Origin of the sequence: Anaerococcus vaginalis ATCC 51170 (assembly GCF_000163295.1) — a bacterium.
GTDB lineage: Bacteria > Bacillota > Clostridia > Tissierellales > Peptoniphilaceae > Anaerococcus > Anaerococcus vaginalis.
In genome coordinates this window covers 894,317-911,761 of sequence record NZ_GG700527.1, presented here as the reverse complement: position 1 = coordinate 911,761, position 17,445 = coordinate 894,317, and the positions used below count along the sequence as shown (strand labels likewise).

21 protein-coding genes are annotated in these 17,445 nt (G+C 25.6%); all 21 read left to right on the top strand.

Features of this window, described 5'->3' with window-relative positions; all coding sequences use genetic code 11:
* The 21 genes from HMPREF0078_RS04360 to HMPREF0078_RS04260 all read left to right on the top strand — a co-directional run bounded on the left by HMPREF0078_RS04360 (nt 1) and on the right by HMPREF0078_RS04260 (nt 17,431).
* Nucleotides 1-315 (top strand): Asp23/Gls24 family envelope stress response protein, encoded by a 315-nt coding sequence (locus HMPREF0078_RS04360; protein WP_004838918.1) that lies wholly within the window; start codon nt 1-3, stop codon nt 313-315.
* A complete protein-coding gene (gene nusB, locus HMPREF0078_RS04355; RefSeq protein WP_019117594.1) occupies nt 315-704 on the top strand; it encodes a transcription antitermination factor NusB in 390 nt (129 codons plus the stop codon). The genes HMPREF0078_RS04360 and nusB overlap by 1 nt, the downstream gene beginning before the upstream one ends.
* On the top strand, nt 705-1,886 hold the full coding sequence (gene xseA, locus HMPREF0078_RS04350; protein WP_004838916.1) for an exodeoxyribonuclease VII large subunit: 1,182 nt from the start codon (nt 705-707) through the stop codon (nt 1,884-1,886). It begins immediately after the preceding gene.
* A complete protein-coding gene (gene xseB / locus HMPREF0078_RS04345; RefSeq protein ID WP_039920514.1) occupies nt 1,876-2,070 on the top strand; it encodes an exodeoxyribonuclease VII small subunit in 195 nt (64 codons plus the stop codon). The genes xseA and xseB overlap by 11 nt, the downstream gene beginning before the upstream one ends.
* Nucleotides 2,063-2,896, top strand: a complete 834-nt coding sequence (locus HMPREF0078_RS04340) for a polyprenyl synthetase family protein (RefSeq protein WP_004838914.1) — start codon at nt 2,063-2,065, stop codon at nt 2,894-2,896. Before xseB ends, HMPREF0078_RS04340 begins: the two co-directional genes overlap by 8 nt.
* A complete protein-coding gene (locus tag HMPREF0078_RS04335) occupies nt 2,893-3,345 on the top strand; it encodes an arginine repressor (protein ID WP_004838913.1) in 453 nt (150 codons plus the stop codon). The genes HMPREF0078_RS04340 and HMPREF0078_RS04335 overlap by 4 nt, the downstream gene beginning before the upstream one ends.
* A complete protein-coding gene (gene recN / locus HMPREF0078_RS04330) occupies nt 3,346-5,037 on the top strand; it encodes a DNA repair protein RecN (protein ID WP_004838912.1) in 1,692 nt (563 codons plus the stop codon).
* Nucleotide 5,038: 1 nt separating this feature from the next.
* Nucleotides 5,039-5,578 carry an NUDIX hydrolase gene (locus HMPREF0078_RS04325; protein ID WP_004838911.1) on the top strand — a complete coding sequence of 180 codons (540 nt, stop codon included), beginning with the start codon at nt 5,039-5,041 and terminating at the stop codon, nt 5,576-5,578.
* Complete coding sequence (locus HMPREF0078_RS04320; protein WP_004838910.1) at nt 5,568-6,281, top strand: segregation and condensation protein A; 714 nt, start codon at nt 5,568-5,570, stop codon at nt 6,279-6,281. Before HMPREF0078_RS04325 ends, HMPREF0078_RS04320 begins: the two co-directional genes overlap by 11 nt.
* Nucleotides 6,274-6,810, top strand: coding sequence for an SMC-Scp complex subunit ScpB (gene scpB, locus HMPREF0078_RS04315; protein WP_004838909.1), 537 nt, complete (start codon nt 6,274-6,276; stop codon nt 6,808-6,810). Before HMPREF0078_RS04320 ends, scpB begins: the two co-directional genes overlap by 8 nt.
* Complete coding sequence (locus tag HMPREF0078_RS04310) at nt 6,800-7,495, top strand: pseudouridine synthase (RefSeq protein WP_004838908.1); 696 nt, start codon at nt 6,800-6,802, stop codon at nt 7,493-7,495. Before scpB ends, HMPREF0078_RS04310 begins: the two co-directional genes overlap by 11 nt.
* Nucleotides 7,496-7,497: 2 nt before the next feature.
* Nucleotides 7,498-8,724 (top strand): BaiN/RdsA family NAD(P)/FAD-dependent oxidoreductase, encoded by a 1,227-nt coding sequence (locus tag HMPREF0078_RS04305; RefSeq protein WP_004838907.1) that lies wholly within the window; start codon nt 7,498-7,500, stop codon nt 8,722-8,724.
* On the top strand, nt 8,717-9,367 hold the full coding sequence (gene cmk / locus HMPREF0078_RS04300) for a (d)CMP kinase (RefSeq protein ID WP_004838906.1): 651 nt from the start codon (nt 8,717-8,719) through the stop codon (nt 9,365-9,367). The genes HMPREF0078_RS04305 and cmk overlap by 8 nt, the downstream gene beginning before the upstream one ends.
* On the top strand, nt 9,357-9,947 hold the full coding sequence (locus HMPREF0078_RS04295; RefSeq protein WP_004838905.1) for a lysophospholipid acyltransferase family protein: 591 nt from the start codon (nt 9,357-9,359) through the stop codon (nt 9,945-9,947). Before cmk ends, HMPREF0078_RS04295 begins: the two co-directional genes overlap by 11 nt.
* Nucleotide 9,948: 1 nt before the next feature.
* Nucleotides 9,949-12,024 (top strand): bifunctional 4-hydroxy-3-methylbut-2-enyl diphosphate reductase/30S ribosomal protein S1, encoded by a 2,076-nt coding sequence (locus HMPREF0078_RS04290; RefSeq protein ID WP_004838904.1) that lies wholly within the window; start codon nt 9,949-9,951, stop codon nt 12,022-12,024.
* A gap of 71 nt (nt 12,025-12,095) precedes the next feature.
* Entirely contained in the window at nt 12,096-13,454 is a 1,359-nt protein-coding gene (miaB, locus tag HMPREF0078_RS04285) for a tRNA (N6-isopentenyl adenosine(37)-C2)-methylthiotransferase MiaB (protein ID WP_004838903.1), read from the top strand.
* A gap of 20 nt (nt 13,455-13,474) precedes the next feature.
* On the top strand, nt 13,475-14,452 hold the full coding sequence (locus HMPREF0078_RS04280; RefSeq protein WP_004838902.1) for a V0D/AC39 family V-type ATPase subunit: 978 nt from the start codon (nt 13,475-13,477) through the stop codon (nt 14,450-14,452).
* A 4-nt stretch (nt 14,453-14,456) separates the two neighbouring features.
* Nucleotides 14,457-15,329, top strand: coding sequence for a V-type ATP synthase subunit I domain-containing protein (locus HMPREF0078_RS04275; protein ID WP_004838901.1), 873 nt, complete (start codon nt 14,457-14,459; stop codon nt 15,327-15,329).
* A gap of 12 nt (nt 15,330-15,341) precedes the next feature.
* Nucleotides 15,342-16,757, top strand: coding sequence for a V-type ATP synthase subunit I (locus tag HMPREF0078_RS04270; RefSeq protein WP_004838900.1), 1,416 nt, complete (start codon nt 15,342-15,344; stop codon nt 16,755-16,757).
* A 10-nt stretch (nt 16,758-16,767) separates the two neighbouring features.
* A complete protein-coding gene (locus HMPREF0078_RS04265) occupies nt 16,768-17,193 on the top strand; it encodes an ATP synthase subunit C (protein WP_004838899.1) in 426 nt (141 codons plus the stop codon).
* Between the two features lies 1 nt (nt 17,194).
* Nucleotides 17,195-17,431 (top strand): V-type ATP synthase subunit F, encoded by a 237-nt coding sequence (locus HMPREF0078_RS04260; protein WP_004838898.1) that lies wholly within the window; start codon nt 17,195-17,197, stop codon nt 17,429-17,431.
* The last annotated feature ends 14 nt before the right edge of the window (nt 17,432-17,445 follow it).

The window sequence follows — 17,445 nt, the reverse complement described above, 5'->3', positions numbered from 1 at the left end:
ATGACAAGAGCATTTAAATTTGGAAGTGTTAAAATTGCCAATGAAACTATTGAAGAAATAGCTAAAAAAGCTTGTATTGAAGTTAATGGTGTAATTGAATCAAACACAAAATCCAATAAGGAAGCAAAAAAAGATACAAGAATTTCTGTAATGGATGGCTTTGTAATTATAGATTTAAATCTTGTACTTAGTGCAGATGTAAATGTGAGAAAAACAATTAAAAATGTCCAAGAAAATGTAAAAAGACAAGTTGAAACTATGACTGGCTTATCTGTAAAGAGAGTAAATGTAGAAGTAAATAGTTTAGTAATATAATGAATAGGGCAAAACAAAGAGACTGGGTATTTAAGTTGATATTTGAAAATCAAATAAAAAATATTGACGATATAGACCAAGCCTTTATTAATCATGAGATAGATTTAAATAAAGATTCTTTTTTATATAAGTCATTAAAATCATATATAGAAAATTATGATAATCTAGAAAATATAATTGCAGAACAAATAGGCTTAAAATCTTTACAAAGAATGGCAAAAGTTGATAGGTCAATTTTATTTTTGAGCGTTAATGAAATGGAAAATTTAGATATTCCTATAAGTGTTTCTATAAATGAGGCTGTAAATATTGCAAAAGAATATTCAACAAGTGATGGATACAAATTTATAAATAGCGTGTTAGGTAAAATTGCAGAAAAGAGAAAATAATTGAAATCTTTAAGCGTAAAACAATTTAACCAATATATAAAAACCTCTTTTAAACACGACCCTTTATTTCAAAACGTAAGTGTTAAAGGTGAAATAGCCAACTACAAAATATCTCACAATCACATATATTTTTCCTTGAAGGAGGAAAATGAAATTATTGATTGTGTGGTTTATTATTATGAACAAAAGGATATAGGGGACTATGATAATGGGGATGAGGTTATTGTAGATGGAAATTTGATTTACAATAGCTTTTTTTCCAAAATATCTATATCTGTAAATAATATAGAAAAAAAAGGCTTATCAGAAGAATATTTAAAATTTCTAAAAATAAAAGAAGAATTTTTTAAAAAAGGTTATTTTGATAAAGATACCAAGAAAACTATTTGCGATTATCCCAAAGAAATAGGCCTTATAACTTCAGATAAATCAGCGGCTATAGTAGATTTTTTATCTGTAATAAATAAAGAAATTTCAGACATAAATATTTATCTTTATCCAGTAAAGGTTCAAGGACTTAGTGCAAAAGATGAAATAATTAAAGCAATAAATGTTCTTGATAAAAAAAACTTAGATACAATTGTTATTACCCGTGGAGGTGGTAGCAAAGAAGATTTAAAAGTTTTTAATGAAAAAGATATAGTAGAAGAAATATATAAGGCGAAAAGTCCAATAATTTCAGCCATAGGACACAAAATAGATTTGTCTTTAACAGATTTAGTAAGTGATTTGTCCTTACAAACGCCAACAGAAGCAGGCTCATATTTGGTAAGAAATTATAAAAAAATCCGACAAGATATAAATAAAATTTTTGTAGACATCCAAAAAACTTTAAATAGAAATATTGAATTAAAAGAATTAAAACTTAATAATCTAAAATATAGCTTAGATTCTTATAGTTTAGATAAATTACTTGATGAAAAAACTAAAAATATAAATGAAATATTTGAAAAAATCAAGAATAATTTAAATTTAAACATTGAAAAAAAAGAAAAAGATTTAGAAATTTTAAAATACAAGCTAAATTCTTTAAAATCAATTTTGGATATTAAGAAAAATAGTATTTTTATTAAGGATTTTGATGGCAATTTTATTTATTCTAAATATTCCTTAAAAAATAAGGATAAGGTAAATATAGTTTTTAGTGATGGAGAAGTGAAAGCTGAGATTTATGATGGATAACACATTTGAAGCAAATTATAAAAAAATGGAATCTTTGTTAAAAGATTTAGAAGAAAATAAAAATAATATAGATAAAAGCCTTGAAATTTATAAAGAGGCAAAAGAAATCTATGATAAACTTAATAAAAAAATCAATGATTATAAGGCAAAGGTTGAAATAATAAATAATGATAAAAATGAATAAGGAAAAATTTGATAAAATTTTAATTGCTGACAAAAATATAATCGATATGGCAATGATAAAAAAATTTGATGAAGATAATCCTTTAAGTGAGTCCTTGATTTATGCAAGTGATTCTGGAAAAAGAATAAGACCTGTAGTTTTTTTGGAAACTATAAAAATGCTTTTGGGAGAAGGGTCAGTTGATGAAAAATTAATTGATTTATCATTGGCACTTGAGATGGTTCATGCCTATTCTTTGGTACATGATGATATGCCTTGTATGGATAATGATGATTATAGGAGAGGAAAACTTACAGTCCACAAAAAATATGGAGAAGATCTTGCGATTTTGGTTGGAGATAGTTTATTATCCTATGCTTTTGAAATTATTCTTGATTTGAGTATATATGACCAACGTTTTCTTGAAGCTGGAAAATATTTGGCTAAAGCTTGTGGGAAAGATGGAATGATAAAAGGACAAGTTTTTGATATAAAGTCAAAAAAGGATGAAAATATAGAATATATTCTTGATGTTTATAAAAATAAAACTGCAAGACTTTTTATGGCTGCAATTATGATGGCAGCTTTGTATGCAAATGTTGAAAAAGATAAGCTAGAAAAATTAGAAAATTATGCATATTATCTAGGACTTGCTTTCCAACTTCAAGACGATATTTTAGACAAATATGATGAGTTTGAATTAAATATTTTATCATGTATTTCTATTGATGATGCAAAAAAATTACTACTAGACTTTAATAGAAAAGCTAAAGAAAATATTAAGGACTTTAAAAACAATGATTTTCACATTTATTTAATTGATTATTTAACAGAGAGGATCAAATGAAAAAATACACTAGACAAAGACTTATATTAGATATTATTCAAAATAATGAAGTAAAAACACAAAGTCAACTTTCTAAATTATTAAGAGATCAAGGAGTAGATGCTACTCAAGCTACAATTTCTAGAGATATAAAAGAGCTTAGAATATCAAAAGTACAAACTGATGATTATGAATACAAATATACAGTAATAGATACTGTTTATGATTCATTAAATGAAAGAATGGAAAAAATATTTAAAGAATCTGTATTATCTGTAGAAAGATCTTACCAATTAGTTGTAATAAAAACTATTTCTTATACTGCAACAGTTTGTGGTTTGTATATAACAAATGCAAAACTTGAAAATATTGGTGGAATTGTAACAGGACTTGATACTATATTTATAACACCAAAAAATATAGATGAAATTGACGATTTGATTGAAACAATAAGAAGTATGGTGAAATAAGTGTTAGCTGAGTTATTTATTAATAACCTAGTGATTATTAAAAGAGATCACTTATTTTTTGATAGCGGATTTAATGTTTTATCTGGAGAAACTGGTTCTGGAAAAAGTTTGATTTTAGAAGCTATCAATATTGTCTTGGGAAAAAGAACAAATAAAGATATAATTGGAAAATTTGATGATAAAACAATTATAGAAGCAGTTTTTAATTTGGACGAAGATACAATAAAAAAATTAGAAGATAAAGATATTACTTTTGATGATAATAAACTTATTATTACAAGAACCATAAGCCAACAATCTTCATCAATTAGAATAAATGGAAGAGTAGCAAATCTTTCGTTAATAAAAGAAATTTCTTCATTATTAATTGATATTTACAAACAAGGCGATTCAAATATTTTTATGGATAAGGGAAATTATCTTGACATTATTGATGCCTACAAAAAAGATAAAGAAACTATCAAACTAAAAAATGAAATTAATAAATTATTCAATGAAAAAAATAATTTGCTTAAAAAGTTTGATGAATTTAATTTATCCCAAGAAGAAGTTTCAAGAGAAAAAGAATTAATTAATTATCAACTTGATGATATTGAACAAATTGATCTTTTAAATATTGATGAAGAAAAAATTGACCAAGAATATAAAAAATTAAATTCTATAACTGAGCTTAGAGAAAGTATTGAAAGTAGTGAAGAATTGATTTCTTCCTTTGATTATGACAAAGCATCTATTAGCTCACTTCTAGCTAATTTATCTTCAAATTTATCAGATTTTTCAGAAATAGACAAGAGCATTGAAGAAGTTAACGATAAAATATATACTGTTATAGACTTAGTAAATGAAATTTATTCTGAGCTTGATAATTATAAGGATAAGCTTGATCAAAATCCTGAAAGATTATACGAGCTTGAAATGATTAATCAAAAACTTTTCGATTTGAAAAGAAAATATGGAAATGAAATTGAAGATATTATAGAATACTATGATAAAATTTCTTTGAGATTAAAAGAATTAGAAAAAATAAGTGATTTAAAGAAAAATATTGACAAAGATATAAAAAATATAAATAAAAATTTAGAAGAAAAGTCCCTAGAACTTTCAAAAATTAGAAAAGAAAAATCTAAAAATTTGGAAAAGGAAATAAAAAGTGAAATACAATCTTTAAATATTATTAATGGGGATTTTAAGGTTTTATTTAAAAATAAAAACAAAATTGATTCTAATGGAATTGATGATATAGATTTTCTCATTAAAACTAACAAGGGAGAAGATTTAAAATCCTTATCAAAAACCGCATCTGGCGGAGAAGTTTCAAGGATTGTATTGTCATTTAAAAAAATTTTTGCAGATTATGATAAAATTGATACCATGATATTTGATGAAATTGATCAAGGAATTAGCGGTAGAACAGCTCAAATTGTTGGAGAAAAAATTTTAGACTTATCAAAAGAAAGACAAATTTTAGCTATAAGCCATCTTCCACAAATAGCATCTTTATCAACTAATCATATTCTTATAGAAAAATTTGACCAAAAAGATTTAACTATATCAAAATCTACAAATATTAAAGAAAATGATAGGGTAAAAGAAATAGCTAGGCTTTTGGCTGGCGTTGATATTACTGATAAAACAATGGAATCTGCAAAAGAAATGATAGAAATGGCAGAAGAGTTAAGAAAAGGAAATTAGTATGGATAATTATGAAAAAACGATAAAAGTTGACAACATTTACGAAGGAAAAATTCTTTCTTTGAGAGTTGAAACTGTGGAAATGCCTGATAAAAAGTATTCAAAAAGAGAAATAGTAGATCACGTTAAAGGCGTAGGAATAATTGCTTTTGATGGGGAAGATTCTATTTATTTGGTACGTCAATATAGAAAGGCAATCGATGAATTCACTTTAGAAATTCCTGCTGGTTTGGTTGAAGTAAATGAAAAACCAATTGAAACTGCAAAAAGAGAATTGCAAGAAGAAATTGGATATAAACCATTAGATATTGAATATTTGTTTGATATGCACGCATCTCCTGGTTTTACAAATGATAAATTATCATTCTTTTTGGCTAAAAATTTGGAAGAATCAAAATTAGAATTAGATGAAGATGAATTTTTAGAAAAAAAATCATATAAAATTGAAGATGTTTATAATATGGTAATTAATGGCGAAATCACTGATGCTAAAACAATAATAGCAGTAATGTATGCAAAAAGATTGATTGATGAAAAGTAATAGTTTAAATATTGATTTAGAAGTTTACACAGGACCATTTGATGTCTTGTTAAGACTTATAGAAAAACAAAAAGTAGATATTTACGACATAAAAATAGAAGATATAACAAGCCCTTACATGGAGGCTATCAATGAAATGGATATTCCTCTTGGTCAATTAAGTGAGTTTATTTATATATCTTCTATTTTGTTATACATAAAATCTAGTAAATTGATGCCAAAAGATAAAAATGATACAGTAGAAGAAGATTTTATTTCATATCTTATAGAATATAAAAAAATAAAAAGCGTAGAAGATGATTTAAAAATTCTTGAAAATGAAGCGAAATCTTATTATACAAAATACCAAGAAGATTTATCAAAATATAAATCAAAATATGAAATAATCAGTAAAGATGTTAATATTTTGAAAAATGAATTTACAAAATTAATAAGAGCTTACAAGAATGAAAAAATAGAAAAACCAGATCTTATTAAATCTATTAAAAGACTTGATGTAAATGATTATATAAAAAAAATAAGAAATACTTTAAAATTTACCAAATCAATAAGGTTAAATAAAATTACAGATAAAATAAAATCAAAAGATGCTTGTATAGGAACATTTTTAGCACTTCTTGAGCTTGTAAGATTAAAAGAAATATACTTGGAAGAAGAAAAAATAAATGAATTTTTGATAGTAAAAAGGGATAAGAATGAATAGTGATTACTTAAAAGGAATTATTGAAGAAATTTTATATATTTGGGGCGAACCGATTGACATTAACGATCTTGGAAAAATTATATTTGACGCCGAAAAATCTGAAATAAGAAAGGCGATTAATGAGATGGTAGATGATAGGAATTTAAAATCTTCGGGACTTATTATAAAAAAATACGAAGACAAATACCAATTTGCAACCAGACCAGATCACGAAAAATATATTTCAAATATAGTAAAAAAATCGGAGAAAAATTTATCTAATTCATCTTTAGAAACCCTATCAATTATCGCTTACAAGCAACCAATAACAAGAGCAGAAATTGATAAAATAAGAGGAGTTAAATCCCAATCAACAATAGATTCTCTTTTAGATAAAAAACTTATAAAAGAAAATGGCAGACTTGATAAAATTGGAAAGCCTATTATATATGTTACAACTGATCTTTTTTTAAAATATTTTAATATTTCAAATCTTGACCAATTGCCAAAAATTGATGAAAAAATAGATGGAGATATTGATGAGGATTAATAAATATATAGCAAAAACAGGATTTGCATCAAGAAGAAAAAGCGAAGAATATATAAAAAACGGCAAAGTTTTTGTAAATGGAAATAAATTAGAAGACTTATCATATCAAGTAAAAGAAGAAGATGAAGTTAAAATTGATGGAAAAATTTTAAAAATCCAAAAAAATTTCTACTATAAATTAAATAAACCAATTGGATATATCTCATCAAATTATGATCCTCACAACGAAAAAGATTTAAATAAGTTGCTTAATATTGATGAGAGATTTTTTTGTGCGGGAAGGCTTGACAAAGATAGTCATGGTCTTATGATAATTACTAATGATGGTAAAATAACAAATAAAATAATTCATCCAAGTAAAAAAATTGATAAAATTTATATAGTTAAGGTAGATAAAAAACTTACAGCTTACCAAGAAAAAAATTTTATGGATGGATTAAAATTATCGCAAAAAGAAATAACATCAGATGCAAAAATTTCTTTAATAGATAAAGAAAAAATCACTTACAAAGTTACAATTCATCAAGGCTACAATAGGCAAATTAGAAGAATGTTTGAATATTTCAAAATAAAAGTTATAGATTTAAAAAGAATAAAAATAGGACAAATTTGTCTTGATGACTTAAAAGATGGAGATTATAAAAAATTAAGTAAAAAAGAAGTGGAATATTTGGAAAGTTTATAAAAATGGATATTGGAATAATTGGAGCAGGAGCAGGCGGTATTTTTACTGCAATAAATGCTAAAAACGAAAAAAATAAAATAACTTTAATAGAAAAAAATGACAAAATTGGCAAGAAAATATTTATAACCGGAAAAGGCAGGTGTAATATTACTAATGCCAAATTTTTTGATGAATTTTTGGATAATATTCTTGTAAACAAGAAGTTTATGTATTCGTCATTTACAAATTTTGATAATTACGCTCTTATGGATTATTTGGAAAATAAGGGATTAAAACTTACAACCCAAAGAGGAGATAGGGTTTTTCCAAAAAGTGAAAAATCAAATGATGTAATTAAATTTTTTGAAAAGCTTATTAAAGAAAAAAATATAGATTTAAAATTAAATGAAAATGTAAATAAAATTTATAAAGACAAAAATTTAAATAAATTTATTGTTCTTACCCAAAATAATTCTTATGAATTTGATAAAGTTGTAATTGCAACAGGAGGTCTTTCATATCCATTGACAGGTTCAACTGGCGATGGTTATAAATTTGCAAAATATTTTTCTCATAAAATTATTAGTACAAAACCAGGTCTTTGTCCCATTAAATTTTTAGATGATGATTTAGATAGCTTAAATGGGATTTCCTTAAAAAATGTAAGCTTGAATGCGGAGTGCGAAGATAAAAAAGTTAGTGAATTTGGAGAAATGCTAATAGGAAAAAAATTTATAACAGGACCTATTGTTTTAACTATGTCATCACTAATTAATAGAAAAAAAGTCAAAAATATGTATATTGACCTTAAAGCAGGTCTAGATTTTGAAAAATTAGATAATAGGCTTCTAAGAGATTTTGAAAATAATTCTAATAAAGATGTAGGAAATATTTTAAAAAAACTATTGCTAAATGCTTTTGTAGATGTAGTTTTAAAAAGATCAAATATAGATTTTCATACAAAAGCAAACCAAATTACAAAAGATGAGAGATTTAGATTAATAAAAGAAATTAAATATTTTCATTTAAAATTTAATGGATTAAGTGAAATAAAAAATGCTATTATAACCTCAGGTGGAGTTGATTGTAAAGAACTTGATCCTAAAAATATGCAATCAAAAATAGTTTCTGGTCTGTATTTTGTTGGGGAAGTTACAGATGTTGATGCTCTTACAGGAGGATATAATTTGCAAATTGCATTTTCACAAGCCTATGCTTGTGCTAAGGATTTAAGGAGGGAAAATGAGTAATTTTATTATAGCTTTAGATGGACCAAGTGGATCAGGAAAAAGCACAATAGCAAATATTTTGGCTAAAAAATTAAAAATTTCATATTTAAATACAGGTTCAATGTATAGGGCAGTAACCTTATTTTTTTTAGAAAATAATATAAAAAAATCAGACAAAATTGATATAGATTTGCTTAGAAAAATTAATATCGACATAAAAGGTGACAAGGTATTTTTAAATGAAAAAGATGTAAGCGAAAAAATTAGAAATAAGGAAGTAACTGAAAATGTATCATGGGTATCATCTATTTTCTTAGTTAGAAAATATTTAGTAGATATGCAAAGAAAAATTTCTCAAAATAAATCAATTATTCTTGATGGAAGAGATATAGGCACTGTAGTTTTTCCTAATGCAAAGTACAAATTTTTTCTAGTAGCATCAAGTGAAGTTAGGGCAAAAAGACGCTATGAGCAAAATGAAATTGATAAATCACTTGAAGAAATTCAAAAAGATATAGAAAAAAGAGATTATTTAGATTCACACAGGGAAATTTCTCCATTAAAAAAAGCAGAAGATGCCATAGAAATAGATTCTTCAAATTTAACAATTGATGAAACTATTGAAGAAATTATAAATAAAATGGACAAAGAAGATGTTTTATAGATTTATATATTTAATATTAAGATTAATAGCAACACCTTTGTTTAGGATAAAAGTACACGGTTATGAAAATATTCCACAAGATAGAAAATTTATTGTTTGTGCAAATCACAAATCTTTTCTTGATCCGGTTTTTGTTGCAATGGCTTTAGATAGGCAGATTCATTTTATAGCAAAAAAAGAATTATTTGAAATACCAATTTTAAAAAATATATTAAAATCTTTAAATGCAATACCAGCTCAAAGAGATGGAAAAGATTTATCGGTTTTAAGAGATTCAATAAAATTAATAAAAACAGGAAAAATTTTAGGAATATTTCCTGAAGGAACAAGAGTTAAGGAAATAAAAAGAGAAAATATAAAAGATGGTGCAGGATATATTGCACTTAAATCAAAAACTGATATATTAACAATAGAAATTATATCTTCTTATAAGCCATTTTGTAAAACGGATTTATACATTAAAAATCTTATACAAATTGAAGATTTTGAAAAATATAAATCAAAAGATGCAATGGAAAAAATCATGGATGAAACTTATGAGAAAATGTATGAAAATCACAAATTTTTAAGAAAGGTTTGAGATGAAAATAATAGTTGCGAAAAATTCTGGCTTTTGTAACGGGGTTAGAAGAAGTGTTGACCTTGCAAATAAAGCAAGCGAAAAAAATATAAAAACATATACACTAGGGCCTTTGGTTCACAATCCAACTCAAGTTAAAAGGCTTGAAAAAAAAGGCGTAAGTGTTGTAGATGAAAATGAAATTTTAAAAATAAAAAATTCACAAATTGTAATAAGAAGCCATGGAGTAAGTGAAAATCTAAAAGAAAATCTTAAAAAAAATTCTAATGAAGTTGTTGATGCAACTTGTCCAGTTCTTTTAAATATTTACAAAAAAATAATCAAAAAAGAACATGAAGGATACACCATAGTAATTATTGGAGATAAAGAACATCCCGAAATAAAAGCTATGGCATCTTACGTAAATAATGGTATAATAATAAAAGATGAGACTGAAGCAAAAAATATTACAAATATGTCAAAACTTTATGTTGTTAGTCAAACAACAAACAGAATTGATTTTTTTGAGAATATTGCTCATGAGTTAGAGAAGACGAATGATGATGTAGTAATAGAAAATACAATCTGCAATGCTACAAGATTAAGGCAAGAAGCATGTAAGAGCCTATCAAAAGAAGTTGATTGTATGATTGTTGTTGGTGGTTTTAATAGTTCGAATACAAACAAGCTTTATCAAATAGCACAAAAGTATTGTGAAAATGTTCAAAGAATAGAAACTGTTAAAGATCTACCTTTGCAAAAGCTCTCAAATTTTAATATAATAGGGGTAATCGCTGGTGCATCCACACCAGATCAGGTTATCGAGGAGGTAGTTAATAGGATGGATGATTTAACAAATGAAGAATTAATGAACAGCATTGAAGATAGTATGAAAAAAATATATCCTAGAGATGTTGTAAACGGAACAATTATTGATGTGAAAGATGATGAAGTTTTCGTAGACATTCAATATCGTGCAGATGGTATTGTAAAATTAGATGAAATGACTGAAGAACAAAGAGAAAATCCAAAAGATAATTTTGAAATCGGTCAAGAAGTAGAAGTTTATGTTATAAAACTTGATGATGGAGAAGGCAATGTTTCATTATCTACTAGAAGAGTAGAAGGAATGAAAAATTGGAAAAACCTTAGAGAAGCTTACGAAAATGACCAAACTGTTGAAGGTGATGTAACAGGAGCAAACAAAGGTGGTCTTACAGCTAGAGTTATGGGAATCAATGGATTTGTTCCTGCAAGCCAAATAGCTCCATATTTTGTTAAAAACTTCAAAAAATTTGTTGGAGAACATTGGGATCTTAAAATCATTTCAATAGATGAGAGAAAAAATCGTCTAGTTTTATCAAGAAAAGACATTGTTGAAGAAAAACTTGATGAACAATGGGATGAATTAGAAGAAGGACAAGTTATAACAGGAAAAGTTGCAAGACTTACAGATTTTGGTGCTTTCATTGAAATAGGAAGTCTTGATGGATTACTTCACGTATCTGATATAGCTTGGACAAGAGTAGAACATCCAAAGGATGTTTTAAATATCGGCGATGATATTGAAGTTAAAATTTTAAAATTAAACAAAGAAAAAAATAGAATTTCACTTGGAAGAAAACAACTTCTTGAAAAACCATTTGCAGAATTTACAAATGAACATGAAGTTGGAGATGTTATAACAGGAAAAGTTGTAAATCTTTTAGACTTTGGTGCTTTCGTTGAAGTTAGCGAAGGAGTTGAAGGATTAATTCACGTTTCTGAAATTTCATGGGATCATGTTGAAAAACCATCAGATGAATTAAATGTTGGCGATGAAGTAGAAGTTAAAATTTTAAGCATCGATCCAGAAGAAGAAAAAATTGGTCTTTCAATTAAAGCTTTAAAAGAAGCTCCAGAAAGAACTGAAAGAAAACCAAGAAGAAATAACGAAGAAAACAAAAACAGATCTAATGCTAAAGCTAAAAGAAAAGCTGAAAAGAAAGAAGCAAACAACGAATTTGGCGATAATGATTTAAATAATAACATTGGATTTGCTATAGAAGAAGTACTATCAGGTATAGAAATAGAAGACGAAGATTCTACTGAAGAATAATATCTGATAATTTACAATTATACAAAAAAGAGATGGTCTAGATCATCTCTTTTTTAGCTGTAAGGAGATATATGCAATTAAAAAATAATGAAAAATATAAGAATTATTTTGTAAATAAAAAATATAATATAACAACGTTTGGTTGTCAGATGAATGAACATGACTCTGAAAGAATTTCGTATATATTAGAAGATTTAGGTTATACAAAAACTGATGATAGAAATGATGCTGATTTTATTTTATTTAACACTTGTCTTGTAAGAGAGAATGCTGAATTAAAACTTTATGGTCAAGTATCAAGTTTAAAAAAATTAAAAGAAGAAAATCCTGAAAAAATTATAGCGGTATCAGGTTGTATGATGCAAACTAGCGTTGCTAGAGAAGTTATAGAAAAAAAACACAAAGAAGTTGATATAATTTTTGGAACTAAAAATATAAATTCTTTGCCAGATCTATTATTTAAATATTTAGAAACAGGCGAAAGAGTAATTGATGTTTCAGAAGATAATGTAAAAGATGATTACGTAAATTATAATAGCAAAAATAATTTTCAAGCTTATGTAAATATAATGAGAGGTTGCGATAATTTCTGTTCATATTGTATAGTTCCTCAATCAAGAGGAAGAGAAGAAAGTAGAAGACCATCTCACATTATTGAAGAAATTGAAAATTTAGTTAAAAATGGCTATAAAGAAATCACACTTTTAGGACAAAATGTAAATTCTTATGGAAACAAATCAGACTTTAATGTAACTTTTCCAGAACTTTTAGAAAAATGTGCAAAAATTGAAGGACTTCAAAGATTAAGATTTACAACAAGTCATCCAAAAGACTTATCTGATGATTTAATTAGAGTTATTAAAGAAAATGATAATATATGTAATTATTTTCACCTTCCTATGCAATCAGGTTCTGACAAAGTTCTTAAAGATATGAATAGAAAATATAATAAAGAGCAATATTTAGAAAAAGCTAGAAAATTAAAAGAAGAGATTCCTGGTATTGCAATTTCTACGGATATTATTGTAGGTTATCCTACTGAAACAGAAGAAGATTTCCAAGAAACTTTAGATGTTTGTAGAAAAGTAGGATTTGATACTGCTTTTACTTTTAAATATTCTCCAAGACCAAAAACAAAAGCTGCTAAATTGGATCCAATTGACGATAAAATTGTTCAAGATAGGTTTGATAGATTACTGGATACTCTTTATCCAATATTTAATGAAAAAAATAAAGAATATGTAGGTAAAGTTGTTGAAGTCTTGTTAGAATCTGAAAGTAAAAATAATAAAAATGTTCTAACAGGCAGGACAGATACTTTTAAATTAGTTCATGTTAAAGCGGATAAAAATTTAATAGGGCAAATCGTAAAAGTAAAAATCACAGATAACACTTCATTTACAATATCAGGAGAACTAGTCCAAGATTAAATATTAAGAAAGAAGGCACTATGAGAGCTTATGTAGTAAAAGCAAAAGCTAAACTTGGGAAATTGCCTAGTAAAGAAATTTGTAGAGATTTATTGTACGAAGACAGTTTGGAAAGAAAATTAGATATTATTAGAGCAAATAAAAGTGAAATACCTAATATTTACTCTAAAAAAGATATGGAAATTTTTCTTTCCAATAGCTTATATGACGATTTAAATTCATTTTTGAAATTTCTTAAAGGAGAAGAGAAAAATTTCTTTATAAAATATATTTCAAAATTTGAACTACAATTAATTCAATTAATTGTTCAGGCGATTTTAAATGAGCATTTGAAAGATAGTTTAGATATTATAAAAAGAGAAAAATTTTCTCAAAATATAAATGTATCAAAAGACGATGATTTTCAAACTTTTGTGGAAAAATCTAAGTCAACTAGGTATTATAGAACTCTTTATCCATTTTTAAATGAAAATATGCAAAAAGATTCTATAATTTTTCTAATATCTAATTCATTAAATAAATTTTATTATAGAGACCTTTTAGAAGAAACTAAAAAACTTCCAAAAAATCTTGGCAAGGAGCTTAGAGAATTTATAGGTAAAGAAATTGATATTTTTAATATTGAAATGTTATTTAGATTAAAAAACTACTTTATTTTAAATGATTATGAAATATTTAATTATTTAATTGAAGGAGGCAAATATCTAAAAACAGAAGATTTAAAAAAATTATCAAAATTAAGTCTAGATAAAGTTAAGGAAAAAATATTAGGAAGTCCTTATAATTCATTATTTAATAATTCTTCTAATTTCTATAAAGCAAAGCAAGATTTATTGAGTGATAATTCAAAAAGATTAAATAATTCAAAATATGATTTGCTCAAATTAATTTATATAGTTGATATGATGGAAATTTCTAATAAAAATATCATAAGTATGCTTGAATTTGATGAAACTTTTGATAAGGATGAAAAGAAACATTATATAATAAAGAGGTGATAAAATGGCTGTCGAAAAAATGCACTTAGTTAATATAATGGCTAAACTTGAAAATTTAGATGATTTTCTTGAAGATTTAATTAACATTGATGAATTTGATCAAGTTGATGCCTTTAGGCAAGTACAAAACAGAGAGTTTTCTATAAAAGCTAGCGAAGAAAATATCGATAAAACAGAGGACTTTAATGAGCTAGATAGCTTTGAAAAAATAGATTCTACTTTTATAAAAAATCTTGAAGATATTAAAGAATTTTTGAATTTAGAAGATTCCGATAATGGAAAAAGAATTAATGATGAAAAACTTAAAAATTTACTAAAAATGCTTGAAGATAATATAGAAAAGAAAAAAGATTTAGAAGAAAAAAACAAAAAGCTTGAAGAATATATAAATAACTTACAAGCACTTGAAAATGAAGAAATAAATATAAATAAAATAACAAATTTAAATTATTTTAATTATAGATTGGGAGAAGTTAGTAAAGACGGTAGGTTTATATTAAAAAATAATTACGAATCTATACCGTCATTAATTATTCATTTACAAAAAAATGATCCAAATATAAAAACTAATAAGGAAGCTTTGAAAAGTATTTATAGTATAGATGATGAAACGACAAAATTAAGAAATGATACTGATGTAATACTAAAAAATGAAAAAGAGAATGTTAATAAAGTTAGTCTTGAACTAAACAAAAATTATGATTCAAAAACTAAGGATGATTCCAATAAAATTTATGATGATATTTTAAAAGAAGCGGATTATAAGAAAAAAGAAATAGAAGAATTTTACGAAGAGCAAAAATTAGAAAGTAAAAAAGTTTTTAATGAAAAGAAAGATAAGTTAGTAAAAGAATTCTTTGAAAAGATTATTGACTAGAAGGCAGGTTTTATGAAATTATTGGAAAAATTAGGATTTAAAGATAAGAATGAAAATAATATAAACCAATCTATTGAAAGTGGGAATGAAGATTATCTTTTAGTTTATCCAAAAAGTGTTGAAGATGAAGTAAATAGAACAATTTCATCTTTGGGTTTTATTGATAAGGATATTCCAGAAAATAAAAGTTTAGAAGAGATAAAAAAAGAATACCAAGAAAATAAAATTAAGCTTAAAAAGATAAATGAAAATCTTGAAAAAATAAAAAATGATAATATAGATGAATTAAAAAACCTTCCAAAAACTATAGATTTTTATAAGAAGTCTTCTAAAATAAAAGATAAAATGTTAAAAGGTAGAAAGTATTTTTATCTTTCAGGTTGGGTACCAGAATCAAAATTACAAGTTGTAAAAGATTCTGTAGAAAAATATGAAGACAGTTTGGTAGATCAAAAAAAAAATAGCCAGACAATAGCAAACCCACCAACTAAATTAAAAAATAATAAACTAACTAGGCCCTTTGAGTTTTTGGTTAATATGTATGGAGCACCAAACTACAATGAAATAGATCCGACAGGATTTTTCGCAATAACTTATATGCTTTTGTATGGAATGATGTTTGGTGATCTAGGACAGGGATTAATTTTTATATTGGCTAGCTTTCTAGTAGAAAAGAAAAATAAAATATTTGGTCAATTAGTAAGAAGAATAGGATTTTCTGCTTGCTTTTTTGGCATAATGTATGGATCATTTTTTGGAATTGAAGATTTAATACCAACATTATTAATTAAACCATTTGATAATATTTTAAAAGTATTAGTTGCTTCAGTCGCCTTTGGAGTTATTCTAATTCTTATATCCTATATCTTAGGAATTTATAATAAACTTCACAAGCAAAAAGATTTAGAAGAAGGAGTTTTTGGAAAAGAAGGTATAGCAGGATTAATTATGATGATTTCATTTATTTTAATCATTTTAAATATTGTAAAAATTAATCCATTGCCAATGAAATTTTCAATAATTTTACTTGTATTATCAATTATATTGATGATATTTAAACAACCAATTTCTAGAAAAATGTTAGGTATTAATCCAATATATGATCAATCTTCTGCTGATTATTATATAGAAAGTTCATTTTCTATAATTGAAGCCTTGCTTTCTGTATTTTCAAATCTTGTTTCTTTTACAAGAGTAGGTGCGTTTGCTATAAACCACGTCGGTTTATATATGGCATTTGAAGTTATGAGTAAGCTTGTTGGCGGAGGAATTATAGGAATTATTATTTTAATATTTGGAAATATTTTAATAATAGGACTTGAAGGAATGATTGTATTTATTCAAGGTTTAAGATTAGAATTTTATGAAATGTTTAGTAAATATTACAAGGGAGATGGACAAAAATTTAGTCCAATAAGTAAATTATAAGGAGAAAATAATGATTTTAATTTCAATATTAGCATTAGCGTGCGTTGTTATAACAATTTATTCAGGTTTATATCTATTAAAAAATAATGAAGATAGCTCAAAAGAAAAAATAAGAAAAGCTTTAAAAATAAATTTATCTACATTTATACCAATAATGGTTATGATTTTGGTTTTAGTTTTACCAAATGGTGTTAAAGCAGCTACAGCTGGAAGTGCTAGTGAAACAGCAAGTGGCTTGAAATATATTGGGGCAGCCTTATCAACAGGTCTTGCAACAATAGGAACAGGATATGCAGTAGGTCAAGTAGGCTCAGCAGCTCTTGGAGCAATTTCAGAAGATGCATCAATTCTTGGAAGAACAATAATTTTCGTAGGACTTGCTGAAGGTATTGCAATCTTTGGTGTAATTATTTCTATAATGATTTTATTTGCTTAAAATGAAAGCAAAAGTAATTACAAATGACTTATCTTTTCTTCTTGGCTTTAGGCTTGGAGGAATTGATGGTTTGATTTTAGAAAATGAAGAAGAAATATCTTATAATTTTAAAGATTTTACAAAAGAAAAAGACTTAGCTTTAATTATATTTTCAAAATATTGCTATGAGAAAATAAAAGATGAGGTAGAAAATTATAGGGTAGAAAATGCTACTCCTTTAGTAGTAGTTTTAGATTAGTAAAGGAGACTTAA

Bases quoted from the DNA above. Each gene is read 5' to 3' on its own strand.
- HMPREF0078_RS04360 (WP_004838918.1), top strand. From the start codon at position 1: ATGACAAGAGCATTTAAATTTGGAAGTGTTAAAATTGCCAATGAAACT.
- nusB (WP_019117594.1), top strand. From the start codon at position 315: ATGAATAGGGCAAAACAAAGAGACTGGGTATTTAAGTTGATATTTGAA.
- xseB (WP_039920514.1), top strand. From the start codon at position 1,876: ATGATGGATAACACATTTGAAGCAAATTATAAAAAAATGGAATCTTTG.
- HMPREF0078_RS04340 (WP_004838914.1), top strand. From the start codon at position 2,063: ATGAATAAGGAAAAATTTGATAAAATTTTAATTGCTGACAAAAATATA.
- HMPREF0078_RS04335 (WP_004838913.1), top strand. From the start codon at position 2,893: ATGAAAAAATACACTAGACAAAGACTTATATTAGATATTATTCAAAAT.
- HMPREF0078_RS04325 (WP_004838911.1), top strand. From the start codon at position 5,039: ATGGATAATTATGAAAAAACGATAAAAGTTGACAACATTTACGAAGGA.
- HMPREF0078_RS04320 (WP_004838910.1), top strand. From the start codon at position 5,568: ATGAAAAGTAATAGTTTAAATATTGATTTAGAAGTTTACACAGGACCA.
- scpB (WP_004838909.1), top strand. From the start codon at position 6,274: ATGAATAGTGATTACTTAAAAGGAATTATTGAAGAAATTTTATATATT.
- HMPREF0078_RS04310 (WP_004838908.1), top strand. From the start codon at position 6,800: ATGAGGATTAATAAATATATAGCAAAAACAGGATTTGCATCAAGAAGA.
- HMPREF0078_RS04305 (WP_004838907.1), top strand. From the start codon at position 7,498: ATGGATATTGGAATAATTGGAGCAGGAGCAGGCGGTATTTTTACTGCA.
- cmk (WP_004838906.1), top strand. From the start codon at position 8,717: ATGAGTAATTTTATTATAGCTTTAGATGGACCAAGTGGATCAGGAAAA.
- HMPREF0078_RS04295 (WP_004838905.1), top strand. From the start codon at position 9,357: ATGTTTTATAGATTTATATATTTAATATTAAGATTAATAGCAACACCT.
- HMPREF0078_RS04290 (WP_004838904.1), top strand. From the start codon at position 9,949: ATGAAAATAATAGTTGCGAAAAATTCTGGCTTTTGTAACGGGGTTAGA.
- miaB (WP_004838903.1), top strand. From the start codon at position 12,096: ATGCAATTAAAAAATAATGAAAAATATAAGAATTATTTTGTAAATAAA.
- HMPREF0078_RS04280 (WP_004838902.1), top strand. From the start codon at position 13,475: ATGAGAGCTTATGTAGTAAAAGCAAAAGCTAAACTTGGGAAATTGCCT.
- HMPREF0078_RS04275 (WP_004838901.1), top strand. From the start codon at position 14,457: ATGGCTGTCGAAAAAATGCACTTAGTTAATATAATGGCTAAACTTGAA.
- HMPREF0078_RS04270 (WP_004838900.1), top strand. From the start codon at position 15,342: ATGAAATTATTGGAAAAATTAGGATTTAAAGATAAGAATGAAAATAAT.
- HMPREF0078_RS04265 (WP_004838899.1), top strand. From the start codon at position 16,768: ATGATTTTAATTTCAATATTAGCATTAGCGTGCGTTGTTATAACAATT.
- HMPREF0078_RS04260 (WP_004838898.1), top strand. From the start codon at position 17,195: ATGAAAGCAAAAGTAATTACAAATGACTTATCTTTTCTTCTTGGCTTT.